Raw genomic sequence first — 12,425 nt, forward strand, 5'->3', positions numbered from 1 at the left:
AGGGAACTGCCAGGCATCAAATAAAGTGAAAAAGCCCATCCTGCCGGATGGGCTTTTTTGCGTCTGTGCGCCGTGAAATCTGCCGGCTGCGGCGCAGCGCCTTATCCGGCCTTAGGTTCATAACCTGTGCTGTAGATTTATGCAGCGGACTGCCGTTATCCACAAGTGACAAACCGGACAGTATCATGGACCGCTTTTCCCGGTAATCCGCATTCACAAGGCTGGTCTCACTATGGAACAGGAACTTCATTTTATCGGTATCGACGTCTCTAAAGCCTGGCTGGATGTCGATGTGCTGCGGCCAGATGGCCGTCACCGCAGTGTATATGCCTGCGATGGTGGCGGTGAGTAAAACAGAATGGGGACGGGCATTCCGGGTGCGTCTGGCAGGGAATGGAAAGAAAGGGAAAGTGATAATCGGCGCGATGATGCGCAAGCTGGCGCAGGTGGCTTACGGGGTGCTGAAATCAGGTGAGCCGTTCGATGTGAGCAGACACATAGCCGTAACAGCGTGGTGAAAAGCGCGGGAGATAACAGCGCCTGACGGCGCTGTGGTTGTCATGTCTTCAATCCGGAATGCCGGAACATCAAAATGCTTGCAGGTGATAACAGTATCGACAACAGTCTACATCATTACCCGAGCACCAGTTTCAGTAGCGGATACGGTCGTCCGAGATCGACTACTTCCGTGCGTCCCGTCACTTTAAAGCCCATCTTCTTATAGAGCCCAGATGTCTTCTTGTTAACTGGCATGGCTATTTTATATATGGATTGTGAGCGGGGAAACTCTGTAAGGATATTGAGAGATGAACAGTTGGAAAGTATCAGAAACTATAAAAGCAAAAACCCGCCTTTAGGGCGGGTTCTTTAAATAGTGGTGCCCGGACTCGGAATCGAACCAAGGACACGGGGATTTTCAATCCCATAGTTCTGGCTTTTACGGGTAATCCGGATGTCAAGCAGGAGTCTTCAGTGTAGATCATTGGTTGCACATTTTAAAGAGAGAGTGTGCCAGTGAACATTCTGCCCGTTGTGTCCACTAAAGGTGGCGAAGGAAAATCAACCCAGTCTGCTAACCTTGCCGGTTTTCTGGCGGATGCCGGCCTCCGTACCCTGCTGATAGACGGAGATCATGCCCAGCCCACGGCAAGCAATATCTTTCCGCTGACGTATGAAGCGCCGGCCGGTCTTTTTGAATTACTGATGCGCACGGCTGACCTCAGTCATCCCGACAACATCATCTCCCGCACGGCTATCGACGGCCTTGACCTGATAGTCTCCAATGACCCCCATGAGCAACTGAAAACGGCCATGCTTCATGCGCCGGATGGTCGTCTCCGTCTGCGTAATGTGCTTCAGCATCCGCTTTTCCAGAGCTATGACGTCATTGTGGTGGATTCACAGGGGGCTCGTTCCGTCATGCTGGAAATGATTGTGCTGTCTGCCACGGAGTCTGTGGTGGGGATGGTGAATCCGGTTCTGCCGGATGTGCGTGAGTTCATTCGTGGCACAGTCAATGTCATGGAAAACCTGTTGCCCTACCGTGAACTGGGTATCCCCCTGCCGAAAGTCCGCACCCTGGTTAACTGCATGGATTATACGGCGCTGGCCAGACAAACACTGGCGGAGCTGACCGACATTATTAACTCAGGTCGCTACAGCAAAGTGCTTCCGGAAGGCGCGGTCACCCTGCTTTCAACACAGATTTATGACCTGAATATTTACAAACAGGGACACGCAGCCGGCCAGCCGGTGCACCGCCTTGAAAAAGCGTCTGCCCGTCGCAGTGATTCTGCGCTGGTCACCATGCACAGCCTGGCCTGTGAGTTGTTGCCGGAGTGGAGTGAGTTTTTTGATGTACTGCTGGAAAACGGAGGTGAAAGCCTGTGAACAGAAAACTGATATGGCGTGCTGTGGCTTCAGCTTCAGTTTCCTGCCCCGGACACGATGAAGTGCATGTGTTTGTTGAGGCTGCAGATTACGAAGAAGCGAAAAAACATTTGTATGACCGTCTGGAGGAGGAATGGCAGCTTCCTGTGAGCCACATAACTTTCCACAACGTGTGGAATGAAAACGAGCTATGTGAAATGTCTGCAGGTCCGAAGGTGCCTTCAGGCCTTCCCCTGCTTGAGTCGGGTGGGGGAAATGGTGAGGTCTTTTATGACCATAATCCGCTGCTCCTCATTGCTTCTCAGCGTCTCAGGGCTGTGATTGAAGGGGCGCTGAGTGTCCTGCCAGAGCGTGGTGAACAGGATGAGTGTGGGCGTGGAATTTAAGTCTCTGACAGGTCGCCGCCGGACAGTATGTGTCGGGTGTGGTTATTCCGGTGTTCGGTTTGGTGATGTTGCAGGTCAGGACACCCGGCAGTGGGTGAAGGTGAACCATGAGAGCGGGCTGGGGCTGTGCTCCGACTGTGACGCCTTTCTTTTGCAGGAGCGCCAGCGTCGTCAGCGGCATGACCCGCTTTTTTCATGTTGTATTTCTGGCAAACAGCGAAAAACAGAGGGGGCGGTATGACAGTTTTTGTAATGCATATCCCTGTCGGTACGGGGGACAGCGGACATGTGTGGTGTCCGCTGCATGCTGATGAATCAGCCTTTACCCGTGAACGGGTCATCCAGCTTATCCAGACGTCTTTCTGCGTTGCGCAACACGTCCTGTGCTCCCGGGGTGGATGCATATGCCTCCAGTTCAGCAGCAAGAGCCTGTTCCATTTCTGTTGCTGTCATGGCAGCAACATCGGCCGCAGAGCGGTTGTCGCGAATAATGAGGTAGCTGTGCAGGATATTAAGTGGTGCCACATTTTTATTGATGTTTTTCAGCCCCTGCTGAACCGCCAGCCAGTCACCCGGCCACTGCAGGCGATACAGTTTGTGCCGGTTGTAAGTTTCATTCGTTGTGTTACAGGCCATACGCCAGAACTCCTCAGACATGTTGATGGGCGTATTTTCACCTTCCGGCAGACTGAACGCAGCGAAGTCATCAATGCCGGACGGCAGTTGTTGATGATTTGTATTCATGTTTTTTCCTTACTAAGTCAATTGGTTATGAATATAAAGATGCTGTCCGTACCTTCTGACCGGGGTTGCCAGACTCACCGGTCTGAAAATGTACAGACAGTTACCGGGATTTTTCTCTCGACAGCTGTACGTCCGGCACCCTTTTTTCTTTTTTTACACAGCCAGGTTTCTGGCCCTGTGGGTCGGTATACCTGTTCCCGTTAAATGAGAAGGAGTGGAATCATGAACCGTAATCCGTCTGAAAATCTGTCTGAAAACGCGTCCCGCCAGTTCCTGTCCCTGGCCTCGCCAGCAGAGGCTGCATGCCATGCACTGCTTCGTTTCATTGAACGTGAGATTCTTGAGAAAAATGCGCCTGAAGAGCAGGTCCGGGAACGTTGCAGGGTATTCACCACACTGCTGAATGAGGGATTTACTGCCCTGTCTGATAAGGCAGGGCAGAATTTAGCTGACCTCCGGGAACAGTGCCGGCAACTGGAGCATCACATCACCAGACTTGGAGATGAATGCAACGATGTTAATCGCAGAAGCGCAGAGATTACCCGCAACATCAATCGTGCTTTCGATATGAACATAGCGCTTGATATTGCCAGTCGGTCATGTAATTCAACGCCTTCTGGCTCGTCCAGTATTCACTCCAGTAGTCCGTCAGGGCAAGAGACATCTCAGCAGGCGTCATCTGCTCAACCGTTGCCGGGAGCCAGTGATGCTGATGAATAAGCGCAAACTTAACGGCTTCCGGAATGCTGATGAAGCCATCATCCCGGAAAAACCAGTGGCGGCTGTGAATCAGCCAGTGCCCGGGCCAGCAGAGTCGGCAGGCGAGCTTATGGTCTGCGCCGGGAAAGATTTCAGTTCCCTGGTCAAAGAAGGTTTTACAACGTTCCACATCGTCGGGGGCCATGCGTCCGGCTTTCCAGTCTTCAAAGTATTTTTCATTGCTGTCAGTGACATAAGGACAGTTGTTATCAATGCCGGACGGCAGTTGTTTTTCTGTATTCATAAAAATTCTCCTTTAAAACAATCTGTTATGAGTATGCGAATGCTGTCCGTACCTTCTGACCGGGGTCGGCAAACTTACCGGTCTGAAAATGTACAGACAGTTACCGGGATTTTATTCCCGACAACTGTACGTCCGGCACCCTTTTTTCTTTTTTTACATAGCCAGGTTTCCGGTTATCTGCGGGGAAGTGACGCACCTGGCGGGCTGAGAGATATGGAGGTGAAAGTATGTCTTCCTCAGTGAAATATTCTCCGGTTCCGGCAGTCTTAACCCGCCCTGAATCGCTGGCTGAACTGAACCTGCTGATGACCCGGATTGCCAGTGGGTGTCGTGTGGGGCTTCCGGCGTCAGGTCGTCCGGTCATTGCGGTGCACGGTGATTATGTTTCATACAGTTCTCCACGCGCCGGACATGTTTTTCAGGACGGTTCCCGCCCGGAGACAGTGATGACCGTCAGTAACCGGGAACGGATGTGCGAATGGTTCAGTCAGGTCTGGCTTCCGCTGCATCTGGCTGCCCTTGAAGGCGATGAGAACGCTTTTTTCAGTGCGGAGGTCAACATGGTGCGCCGGGAGCTGCAGCGCGTTCCGGGGGATTCAGTGAACTGCATGTGCTGGGCAAGCCTTGCTGCACTGGCATTTGATGCTGAAGAGCGGGTGGAACTGCAGAAAGGCAATAATGAGAACATCGCAACATATGATGAGAGCATCGCAACATATGCATTCCGTGCTGCCTGCACTGTGAGTCGCTGTCTGAGCCGGAATGCTTCCGGAGGTATTCCGCGCTCATACCCTGAATGGAAAGCGATTTTGTTTCCCCGTGATGGTGCTGACATTTTCCCCGACGGGTGGCTGGAAAATATGACCCGTCGGGCTGAACGTGTTTTTACGAGTGCGAAACGTCAGTGTGGAATGCTCTCAGCCAGTCAGGCAGCGCTTTTTTCTCAACAAACACGTCAGTGTGCCAGTGAGCAATGCACCGGCCGTATTCAGGCCGGCCGGCATCATTCAGGGAGCCACCCTGACGTTTCAGTTTATGCAGAACGCTGTGCACAAGAAACGTCGCTTTCACCGGTCCATCCGACCCGACAGTGTCCAGTTCAATCCACTGATTCTGCTGAAACGGAGTAAAAGGATGAGCCGATTCAATACAGTTCGGGGGAAAGGGGTTACAGAGCCCGTCTTTTTCCGTCATGACCTTTCCGTTACTCAGCAGCCAGAACTGCAGGGTGTATTTCACTTCAGATTCAATGCCGGACGGCAGTTGTTGATGATTTGTGTTCATAAGGTTTTTCTCCTCGTAAACATGTTGATTATGAGCGCAAAGATGCTGCCCGTACTTTCTGGCCGGGGTCGCCAAACTTACCGGTCTGAAAACGTACAGACAGTTACCGGGATTTTACTCCCGACAGCTGTACGTCCGGCACCCTTTTTTCTTTTTTTACACAGCCAGGTTTCCGGCTGTCAGAGGGGGAGGGTGCGCCATGGCTGAAGTGTCAGTTCTCTGTGCATACGAAGCAGAGCAGGCCGTTCTGGGAGGGCTGATGCTGGAGAATGAACGCTGGGATGAAGTGGTGCTGATGCTGAGTCCTGACGATTTTTATGTGGCTCAGCACCGGGCTATTTTCCGTGCCATGTCCGAACTGGCGGTGAATGGCCAGCCTCTGGACCTGATTACCCTGTCAGAGCACCTGGAACATCAGGGCAGGCTGGATGTACTGGGCGGTTTTGCTTATCTGGCTGAGCTCAGCAAGAACACACCTTCTGCGGCCAACATCATGGCCTATGCAGGCATTGTGGTGGAGAAGAGCGTTCTGCGTCAGTTACAGGCCACCGGAAATACCCTGATTGCTGATGTGGCGGCACCAAACGCCACATCACGGGACGTGCTGGATGCAGCAGAGCGGCGTCTGTTTGCACTTGCGCAGAACAGGACGCTCCGGGAGCGCACGGAAGCTTCTCTTTCATCCGCGCTCGATACCGTTCTGCAGCAACTGGAAAGTGTGCTTGGTTCCGGCGGTGTGACCGGTACCCCCACGGGATTTGACTGTCTGGATGAGATGACCTGTGGTCTGCAGCCCGGTGACCTGGTCCTGCTGGCTGCCCGTCCGTCAATGGGGAAAACTTCTCTGGCACTGTCCATGTGTCTCAGCGCCGCCCGGCGGCGAACGGAAGAGAGCGTTCTGGTATTCAGCATCGAGATGCCGAAGGAGCAACTGATTCTGCGCATGCTTTCCATGCTGGGACGTGTGGAACTGAATCATCTGCGCAGTGGCAACATGGATGACGAGGACTGGACGAGGGTGTCATCTGCGGTCGGCATGGCGCTGGGTGACGGAGGCATGGATACGCTGGGTGAGCGCCTGATAATTGATGACTGCAGCCAGCAGACACCGTCATCGCTGCGTGCCAGTGCCCGCCGTTATACCCGCCTGTACGGTAAACCCGCTCTGATTATGGTGGATTATCTGCAGCTGATTCGTGCGCCGGAGCTGGAGAACCGCACCCAGGAAATTGCGGAAATTTCCCGTTCCCTGAAAGCGCTGGGGAAGGAGCTGGGATGCCCGGTGCTGGCCCTCTCCCAGCTTAACCGTCAGGTGGAACAGCGTGCAGATAAACGCCCCAATAACGGTGACCTGCGTGATTCCGGGGCACTGGAGCAGGATGCTGACCTGATTATGTTTATTTACCGCGACGAGGTCTATAACCCCGATTCACTGGCAAAGGGGGAGGCTGAAATCATTGTCAGCAAGCAGCGTCAGGGCCCCACAGGCACGGTACGGGTCAGGTTCGACGGTCGTTACACACTGTTTACGCCCTCTGAAAATGACGGGCAGGGAGGATATGCGTGATGGCACACAAACCACTGAATCTCGGGGCTGCCATTATGCAGCCCGGTCGTCAGGCCAGTGCCGCCGGTAATGTGGTGGCGCTGGGGGAAACTCCCATGATTCTGACGCTGGACCAGTTACGTCCGAATCCGGATAACCCGCGCACCACGCGCAATCCGCGTTATGACGACATCAAAAACTCCATTCACGCCCGCGGGCTGGATACGGTGCCCAAAGTCACCCGTATGCCGGACAGTGAGCCGGATGTGTATATCTTCAGTGACGGGGGAAACACCCGTTACCAGATACTGACGGAACTCTGGAAAGAAACGGGGGACCCGCGTTTTTACCGTATTCATGTGCTGTTCAAACCCTGGCCGGGACGGCTTCAGTGTGTGATTGGTCATCTGGCGGAAAATGAAGTTCGCGGTGAACTGACCTTTATTGAGAAGGCACAGGGCATTCACAAAGCACGCCTGATTTATGAAGAGCAGTTAAACAAAAGCGTTTCCATGCGGGAGTTGTCGTCATTACTGACGGAACAGGGATTGCCGGTTGATGCCTCCAGTATCAGCAGGATGGAGAACGCCCTGAAATATCTGTACCCCTGGATCCCCGACCTGATGGAGTCAGGGCTGGGGCGACCACAGATTACGGTACTGCTGGCACTTCGTCAGGACGCAGAACGTGTCTGGGGGCAGTTTGCGCTGGCGTCCGGCACGGATGTGGAATTTGATCGTGTGTTCGGGGAAAGCTGCCGGAAGTTTAATTCGCCGGAGCTGTGGTCACTGGAGATGTTCCGCGATGAGCTGATTGGCGATTTGTTGCAGGCGCTGCCACATCCCTCCCTGGACTATGACCGGTGGCTGCTGGAGCTGGATCCAAAAGAGCGGAACCGCCGTCACCATTTTGGTGAGCCGGAACCGGTGGTGGTACCGCCCTCAGTCCGTGACAGTGGCACAGGGCAGCCCGGTGCACCGGTATCCCGTACCCGGTCTGAGGCACCGGAGTGTCTGCCGGATACGGACGCAGAGCCGGTGCCGGAAAGCACTGCCCCCGGTACTGAGCCCGGACAGCAGGGTGTTGCCCGACCGGAGAACGCTGTTTCTGACACAGACCACACTGAAAAATGCGGGTTTCCTTCCCCGGAGGAGACTGCAGACAGAGCGCCTTCTTCTGCCGGGAAAGTCCGGCGTTCAGAGATACAGCCGGATATGTACGGTGGTGAGCCGGTTTTCAGCGGTGACGCTGTGGAAGCGGGGATTGCCGGGTCCGCTGTGCCATCCGTTATGACCGGCGATACAGCGCCGTCCGGAACACCTGATGCACTTCCTGCATCGGTGACGCATTTTGCTGAAGGACGGGATGATATCGAGCATCTGCAGAATGAGGCTTTCCGGCTGGCATGGGAACTGGCTGAATCTGCCGGCTGTGCTGAAGAAATTGCCATGGACAGGGAAAGTGACCTGTCGGCTGGTTTCGGGACTGCAGAGGAGAAATGTTCGCCGGTGACGGCATTTCTGGTGGGGCTGACCGGTGATGCACCGCTGACAGTGTCTCCCGTCAGCCTGACAGACCTGCTGACAGGTGGCAGTGCGCCGGAGGCATGGCCACTGCTGGATGATGAACATGCCGTGAAGCTGCTGCGTCTTCTGAGTGTGCTGCGCCGTCTGCGCGCCCTGCAGCGCAGTGTGTTACCCGAAGATGATGAGGAGGATGAAAGTGATGAGTGATATGTCGCATCAGGAGCGCCTGGTCAGACGGGTCAGGAAACTGCTGGCGCTGAGCCGCAATAACAGTAATGCCCATGAGGCCGGGCTGGCGCTTGCAAGGGCGCAACAGCTGATGGCGAAACACGGTATCACGGAGCAGGATGCCGGACTTTCTTCGGTACAGACGTCTTCATCACAGGGGGCACCTTCTGAGGCTGAAAAAGTTCCGGCGTGGATGTTTCGTCTGGTCATGGTGGTGTCACAGACATTTGGCTGCAGGGCGTATTACGACTGGCGGTTGATGCCCGGAGGCCGGTATCGCCGGTGTGTGACGTTTTACGGTTTCAGTGAACGTCCTCAGGTGGCGGCTTATGCGTTTGATGTTCTGTGCCGTCAGCTGAGGGACGCAACGGATGCGTATCTCCGTACACAGAGCCGGCGGCTGAAACTGAGCACCCGCCGTGCCCGGGCCGCCCAGTTCCGTGATGGCTGGGTTCTGGGCGTTCGTCAGGTGGTGATGCCATTCAGTGTGACAGAAGAGGAAAGCCGGCTGATGCGTCTCTGGCTGGAGCAGCAGGAGATGGAGACGGTGGACTCCCGGGAGGTGAAAGCCTGTCGCGGCGGTGACCTGGCCCGCTGGCAGGGGTATGAGGCCGGGAAAAATGCCTCACTGCATCATGGTGTGGGGGGAACTGCCCGCCGGATGGTGCCGGGGCTGATGATACGGGAGGCGTCATGAATAACAGCTTATCTCAGGCAACCAACGGTCTGCTGATGCAACTGGTGATGGACCTCAAAAGCGGCTACCTGCGTCGTTGTGAATCTCTGGGACTGGCCCGGGAAGAAATGCAGATGCTGCAGGGACTGACCATTGAGGAAATCCATTACCTGTCGAACTCGGAAGTGTCGGTTATCCGGCTGGACATTAATCATGAAAACCTGCTGCGTATGCTGCAGCAGGCCCGGACGGAGCAGAAACGTCTGCAGCGCATTGACCGTGCACTGGCGCTGGGGGGCTCCATTGAGCTGATGGCGTTTTACTTTGGACTTTCCAGTGTGGATGTGGCGGCGCGCCGGCGTATTGCCGGTATTGATGTTCGTCCGGGACGTGGTGTCACGCTGAGCGATGAGGACAGTGCAGAGCTGTGGCGGTTATGGCAGAAGGCCGGCATTACGGATGTGGAGAGTGCGGACGGACTGGATGTCATGATGCTGGCTGCGGAGCAGATGAATATCCCGCTGACGGCCATCTGGCACGCAGTAAGGGGATGGTGCGCTGACCGGCAGACGGAGCCGGTAAGGAATGCGTCATGAAAATGACAGAACTGGCACCGGGCATTCTGGCCAGCCCGTGCGTTCCGCCGGCCTGCTGTCGTAAGGCGGTTCAGATGGTCCGTCTGTTCCGGCAGGGGGCGCGTAATTACCGGCAACTGAATGACCGGGGGAGCCGTTATTACAAGATAAACGTCGGACGCGCCTGGCGTCTGCTGAGCCGTAACCGGGGAGAGACCTGGGAACTGCTCAGTCATGAGCGTTACAACACTGCCAGACGTAAATGAAACGTGCAGGCCGGACCGGAGTATCGGGGCCGGCCCTGTTGACGACAAGGTATTGCACAGGAAATTGACTCCCATGAATGAGCTTAGCTGGAAGGCGTTAAGTAAGGCGGTAAAAAGATATCAGGATGTGCTGTCGTGGAGTCGTTCAGACAGACACAGTCCGGGCGCTGAGCGGGAATTAGCTGCTGCAGCCGGAAATATCAGGAAGGCCATTGGTGATCAGGAAATTGACGTGATTGTGGAACTGGTGACGGAACTGGAAGATGCAGAATGGAGAATTACAGTATACGGCACCCTCTTATTATGGACGTGGGCATTAATCGCCCTGTACATCCTGTATTACCGGTGAACAGGAGACAACCAATGAACAGTATTCATTATCAGGCACTGCGTGAAGTTGCACAAAACTATCAGTCGACGCTGGCGTGGTATCAGGCTATCCCGGATAGCCCAGACGCTGAGGTTGATTGTGATGAGGCTTTGGCTGCGTTTAAGCGTCAAATCCGTCACAGGGAAGTGGATATTATCGCCGATCTGCTGGATGAACTGGAAGCCGCAAAAAAGCGTATTGCGGAACTGGAGGAAGAGAAAGAAACGTTGCGTCCGGTTGGTGTTATGAGCAGGAGAGCATTTTGGCGGCTTGAGAATAGAGAGTCACGATTTATTGCACTCTGGCCCGGACCGGGAATATGCCTGCTGCGTAAACGTCCTGATGACGGCGTTATTGTTTACGCCAGAACCGACGCCGGCATTGGCGTGAAGCAGCAAAATGACGCAGGGATTAAGGATTAATCGAAAGTGTTCAGCCAGCCCCCTGCATCCAGCAGGGGGCTGTAATAAGCATTTTTGTACCGGATAAAAAGCGGCGATATTGCCGCTACTGAATGAGGTGATTATGGCGTTACCAGCGGAAAGCCTGATTGCGTATACCCTGGAAAAAATGAAGCACCGTATGACCACCGGAGCCCGGAAGGAGGAGGGGCGAATACGCAGCGGACTGTTGTTTACCGGCAATGTGCATGATGCCATTCCGCGTCGTCTGTTGCTGGATACGCGTCTTTCACCGCTGGACAAGATGGCATGGATGATGATCCGGCTGTATGCACAGAATAATGAGGGGGCCATTTTTCCCACTTATGACGAACTGCAACTGCAGCTGGCATCCCCGGGAAAGGGAAAAGCTTCCAGAGAAACCGTCAGCCGGGTATTGCTGATGTTGCGGATCACGGGCTGGCTGAGCCTGTGTAAACGGGTACGTGATGATAAAGGCCGGGTTCGGGGAAACATTTACGCCCAGCATGACGAGCCCCTGACGTTCTGCGATGCAGAGACGATGGATCCGCGTTATCTGGATATAGTGGCAGAAGCCTGTATGAGCCGGAACCGGACCATCAGTCAGACGGCACGGGATATTCTGGGTGAAATAAAAAATGATCCGGGAATGCGTCACTACCACAGCCATATCAGTCAGCTGGAAGCCCGGATAGGAAGTGCCCAGACACCGGGGCAGATGGCTGCCCGTCAGCGAGTGACGGAGGAAAGAATGCGGCCGGGTTCGGAAACCGAATCGGTGGTGAAAACACTGAGTTCGGCACCGGAAAAGCTGAGTTCGGAAACCGAACCGGGTAAAAAAATGGGGCAAAAAAGACAGAGTTCGGATTCCGAACCATCAGGAAAATCAGCAGGTTATCACAGAGTTCGGAAACCGAACCATTACGTACGTAATATCACACACAGTGTGATTAAAAACACGTACGTATTGCCGGCGTCGCTGACGGGGCAAATCAGGGAGGAGGATGCCATCATGCTGACCAGTCAGTTGCAGGCGTTGCCGGAATCGCTGGCACGGAGTGTGCTGGAAAGCCTGTCAGGGATGCTGGGCAGTCAGTCACTGCAGAACCCGGTGGGCTGGCTGCTTGCGGTGCTGAAGCGTGCCCGGGAGGGAAATTTTTATCCGCCGAAACAGAAACAGCGCGTCGCTGCATCAGCCACCACACGGGCGGGAACAGGAGGACGCGGCACTTCGCAACCCGTTGTCACCCGGAAACGTACAGAACCCATTTCAGCAGAACGCCTGAGCGGCATTGTGGCTGGACTACGGGCCTCCCTGCGCAACCGTTCCGCGATGAGAGCCCGGTAATGGCGTTGTGCTCTACGTTTTCAGAGAACAAAAATCAACCAGTGCTGGCAGTGCCAGCAGAGAGCGAAAATTAACCAGTGCTGCCAGTGGCAACAGAGAGCAAAAATTAATCAGTGTTGCCAGTGGCAACAGAGAGCAAAAATTAACCAGTGTTGCCAGTG

General features: G+C 54.7%; 14 protein-coding genes and 2 pseudogenes. 13 read left to right on the plus strand and 3 right to left on the minus strand.

The annotated features are described in order from the left end of the window. Positions 1-317: 317 nt before the first annotated feature. Positions 318-518 (plus strand): annotated as a pseudogene (locus OGY15_RS22705) (IS110 family transposase); the annotation flags it as partial. 115 nt (positions 519-633) lie between these two features. Here OGY15_RS22705 and OGY15_RS22710 read toward each other — a convergent pair. Then, positions 634-729, minus strand: a pseudogene (locus OGY15_RS22710) (acetyltransferase); the annotation flags it as partial. A 285-nt stretch (positions 730-1,014) separates the two neighbouring features. On the opposite strand from OGY15_RS22710, the gene OGY15_RS22715 reads away from it, so the two are divergent. Genes OGY15_RS22715 through OGY15_RS22725 form a run of 3 tightly spaced genes read left to right on the plus strand, consistent with a single transcriptional unit; the run spans position 1,015 to position 2,517 of the window. Further along, the gene (locus tag OGY15_RS22715; protein ID WP_001422226.1) at positions 1,015-1,890 is read left to right on the plus strand and encodes a ParA family protein; all 876 of its coding nucleotides are present in this window, start codon (positions 1,015-1,017) and stop codon (positions 1,888-1,890) included. Next, entirely contained in the window at positions 1,887-2,276 is a 390-nt protein-coding gene (locus tag OGY15_RS22720; RefSeq protein WP_047655900.1) for a hypothetical protein, read from the plus strand. The genes OGY15_RS22715 and OGY15_RS22720 overlap by 4 nt, the downstream gene beginning before the upstream one ends. Then, a complete protein-coding gene (locus OGY15_RS22725) occupies positions 2,254-2,517 on the plus strand; it encodes a hypothetical protein (protein WP_282646509.1) in 264 nt (87 codons plus the stop codon). The genes OGY15_RS22720 and OGY15_RS22725 overlap by 23 nt, the downstream gene beginning before the upstream one ends. Positions 2,518-2,591: 74 nt before the next feature. Here OGY15_RS22725 and OGY15_RS22730 read toward each other — a convergent pair whose 3' ends face one another. Both OGY15_RS22730 and OGY15_RS22735 read right to left on the minus strand, forming a co-directional pair. Continuing rightward, entirely contained in the window at positions 2,592-3,020 is a 429-nt protein-coding gene (locus tag OGY15_RS22730) for a hypothetical protein (protein WP_286541210.1), read from the minus strand. 550 nt (positions 3,021-3,570) lie between these two features. Next, a complete protein-coding gene (locus OGY15_RS22735; protein WP_286541212.1) occupies positions 3,571-4,023 on the minus strand; it encodes a hypothetical protein in 453 nt (150 codons plus the stop codon). 227 nt (positions 4,024-4,250) lie between these two features. Between OGY15_RS22735 and OGY15_RS22740 the strand changes: the two genes are divergently transcribed. The 9 genes from OGY15_RS22740 (at position 4,251) to OGY15_RS22780 (ending at position 12,264) form a co-directional block, all read left to right on the plus strand. After that, positions 4,251-5,153 (plus strand): hypothetical protein, encoded by a 903-nt coding sequence (locus OGY15_RS22740; RefSeq protein WP_286541213.1) that lies wholly within the window; start codon positions 4,251-4,253, stop codon positions 5,151-5,153. A gap of 353 nt (positions 5,154-5,506) precedes the next feature. Further along, a complete protein-coding gene (gene dnaB-PI / locus OGY15_RS22745; RefSeq protein WP_286541214.1) occupies positions 5,507-6,874 on the plus strand; it encodes an SPI-7-type island replicative DNA helicase in 1,368 nt (455 codons plus the stop codon). Then, a complete protein-coding gene (locus tag OGY15_RS22750) occupies positions 6,874-8,586 on the plus strand; it encodes a ParB family protein (protein ID WP_286541216.1) in 1,713 nt (570 codons plus the stop codon). Before dnaB-PI ends, OGY15_RS22750 begins: the two co-directional genes overlap by 1 nt. Then, the gene (locus OGY15_RS22755; RefSeq protein ID WP_286541218.1) at positions 8,579-9,304 is read left to right on the plus strand and encodes a DUF2786 domain-containing protein; all 726 of its coding nucleotides are present in this window, start codon (positions 8,579-8,581) and stop codon (positions 9,302-9,304) included. Before OGY15_RS22750 ends, OGY15_RS22755 begins: the two co-directional genes overlap by 8 nt. Further along, complete coding sequence (locus OGY15_RS22760; RefSeq protein ID WP_001545288.1) at positions 9,301-9,879, plus strand: DUF2857 domain-containing protein; 579 nt, start codon at positions 9,301-9,303, stop codon at positions 9,877-9,879. Before OGY15_RS22755 ends, OGY15_RS22760 begins: the two co-directional genes overlap by 4 nt. Beyond that, positions 9,876-10,124 carry a ParE family toxin-like protein gene (locus tag OGY15_RS22765; protein ID WP_001422206.1) on the plus strand — a complete coding sequence of 83 codons (249 nt, stop codon included), beginning with the start codon at positions 9,876-9,878 and terminating at the stop codon, positions 10,122-10,124. Before OGY15_RS22760 ends, OGY15_RS22765 begins: the two co-directional genes overlap by 4 nt. Positions 10,125-10,197: 73 nt before the next feature. Next, a complete protein-coding gene (locus OGY15_RS22770; RefSeq protein ID WP_001545289.1) occupies positions 10,198-10,473 on the plus strand; it encodes a hypothetical protein in 276 nt (91 codons plus the stop codon). A 14-nt stretch (positions 10,474-10,487) separates the two neighbouring features. After that, positions 10,488-10,916 carry an ead/Ea22-like family protein gene (locus tag OGY15_RS22775; RefSeq protein WP_055385121.1) on the plus strand — a complete coding sequence of 143 codons (429 nt, stop codon included), beginning with the start codon at positions 10,488-10,490 and terminating at the stop codon, positions 10,914-10,916. A gap of 103 nt (positions 10,917-11,019) precedes the next feature. Further along, positions 11,020-12,264, plus strand: a complete 1,245-nt coding sequence (locus tag OGY15_RS22780) for an STY4528 family pathogenicity island replication protein (protein ID WP_286541223.1) — start codon at positions 11,020-11,022, stop codon at positions 12,262-12,264. Positions 12,265-12,425 lie beyond the last annotated feature (161 nt).

Source organism: Citrobacter sp. Cu231 (assembly GCF_030332265.1).
Taxonomy (GTDB): domain Bacteria; phylum Pseudomonadota; class Gammaproteobacteria; order Enterobacterales; family Enterobacteriaceae; genus Citrobacter; species Citrobacter meridianamericanus.

Excerpts from the sequence above, each read along its gene's own strand:
- OGY15_RS22780 (WP_286541223.1), top strand. The coding sequence starts at position 11,020 with ATGGCGTTACCAGCGGAAAGCCTGATTGCGTATACCCTGGAAAAAATG.
- OGY15_RS22730 (WP_286541210.1), bottom strand. The coding sequence starts at position 3,020 with ATGAATACAAATCATCAACAACTGCCGTCCGGCATTGATGACTTCGCT.
- OGY15_RS22765 (WP_001422206.1), top strand. The coding sequence starts at position 9,876 with ATGAAAATGACAGAACTGGCACCGGGCATTCTGGCCAGCCCGTGCGTT.
- OGY15_RS22740 (WP_286541213.1), top strand. The coding sequence starts at position 4,251 with ATGTCTTCCTCAGTGAAATATTCTCCGGTTCCGGCAGTCTTAACCCGC.
- OGY15_RS22735 (WP_286541212.1), bottom strand. The coding sequence starts at position 4,023 with ATGAATACAGAAAAACAACTGCCGTCCGGCATTGATAACAACTGTCCT.
- OGY15_RS22750 (WP_286541216.1), top strand. The coding sequence starts at position 6,874 with ATGGCACACAAACCACTGAATCTCGGGGCTGCCATTATGCAGCCCGGT.
- dnaB-PI (WP_286541214.1), top strand. The coding sequence starts at position 5,507 with ATGGCTGAAGTGTCAGTTCTCTGTGCATACGAAGCAGAGCAGGCCGTT.
- OGY15_RS22760 (WP_001545288.1), top strand. The coding sequence starts at position 9,301 with ATGAATAACAGCTTATCTCAGGCAACCAACGGTCTGCTGATGCAACTG.
- OGY15_RS22725 (WP_282646509.1), top strand. The coding sequence starts at position 2,254 with ATGAGTGTGGGCGTGGAATTTAAGTCTCTGACAGGTCGCCGCCGGACA.
- OGY15_RS22755 (WP_286541218.1), top strand. The coding sequence starts at position 8,579 with ATGAGTGATATGTCGCATCAGGAGCGCCTGGTCAGACGGGTCAGGAAA.
- OGY15_RS22770 (WP_001545289.1), top strand. The coding sequence starts at position 10,198 with ATGAATGAGCTTAGCTGGAAGGCGTTAAGTAAGGCGGTAAAAAGATAT.
- OGY15_RS22775 (WP_055385121.1), top strand. The coding sequence starts at position 10,488 with ATGAACAGTATTCATTATCAGGCACTGCGTGAAGTTGCACAAAACTAT.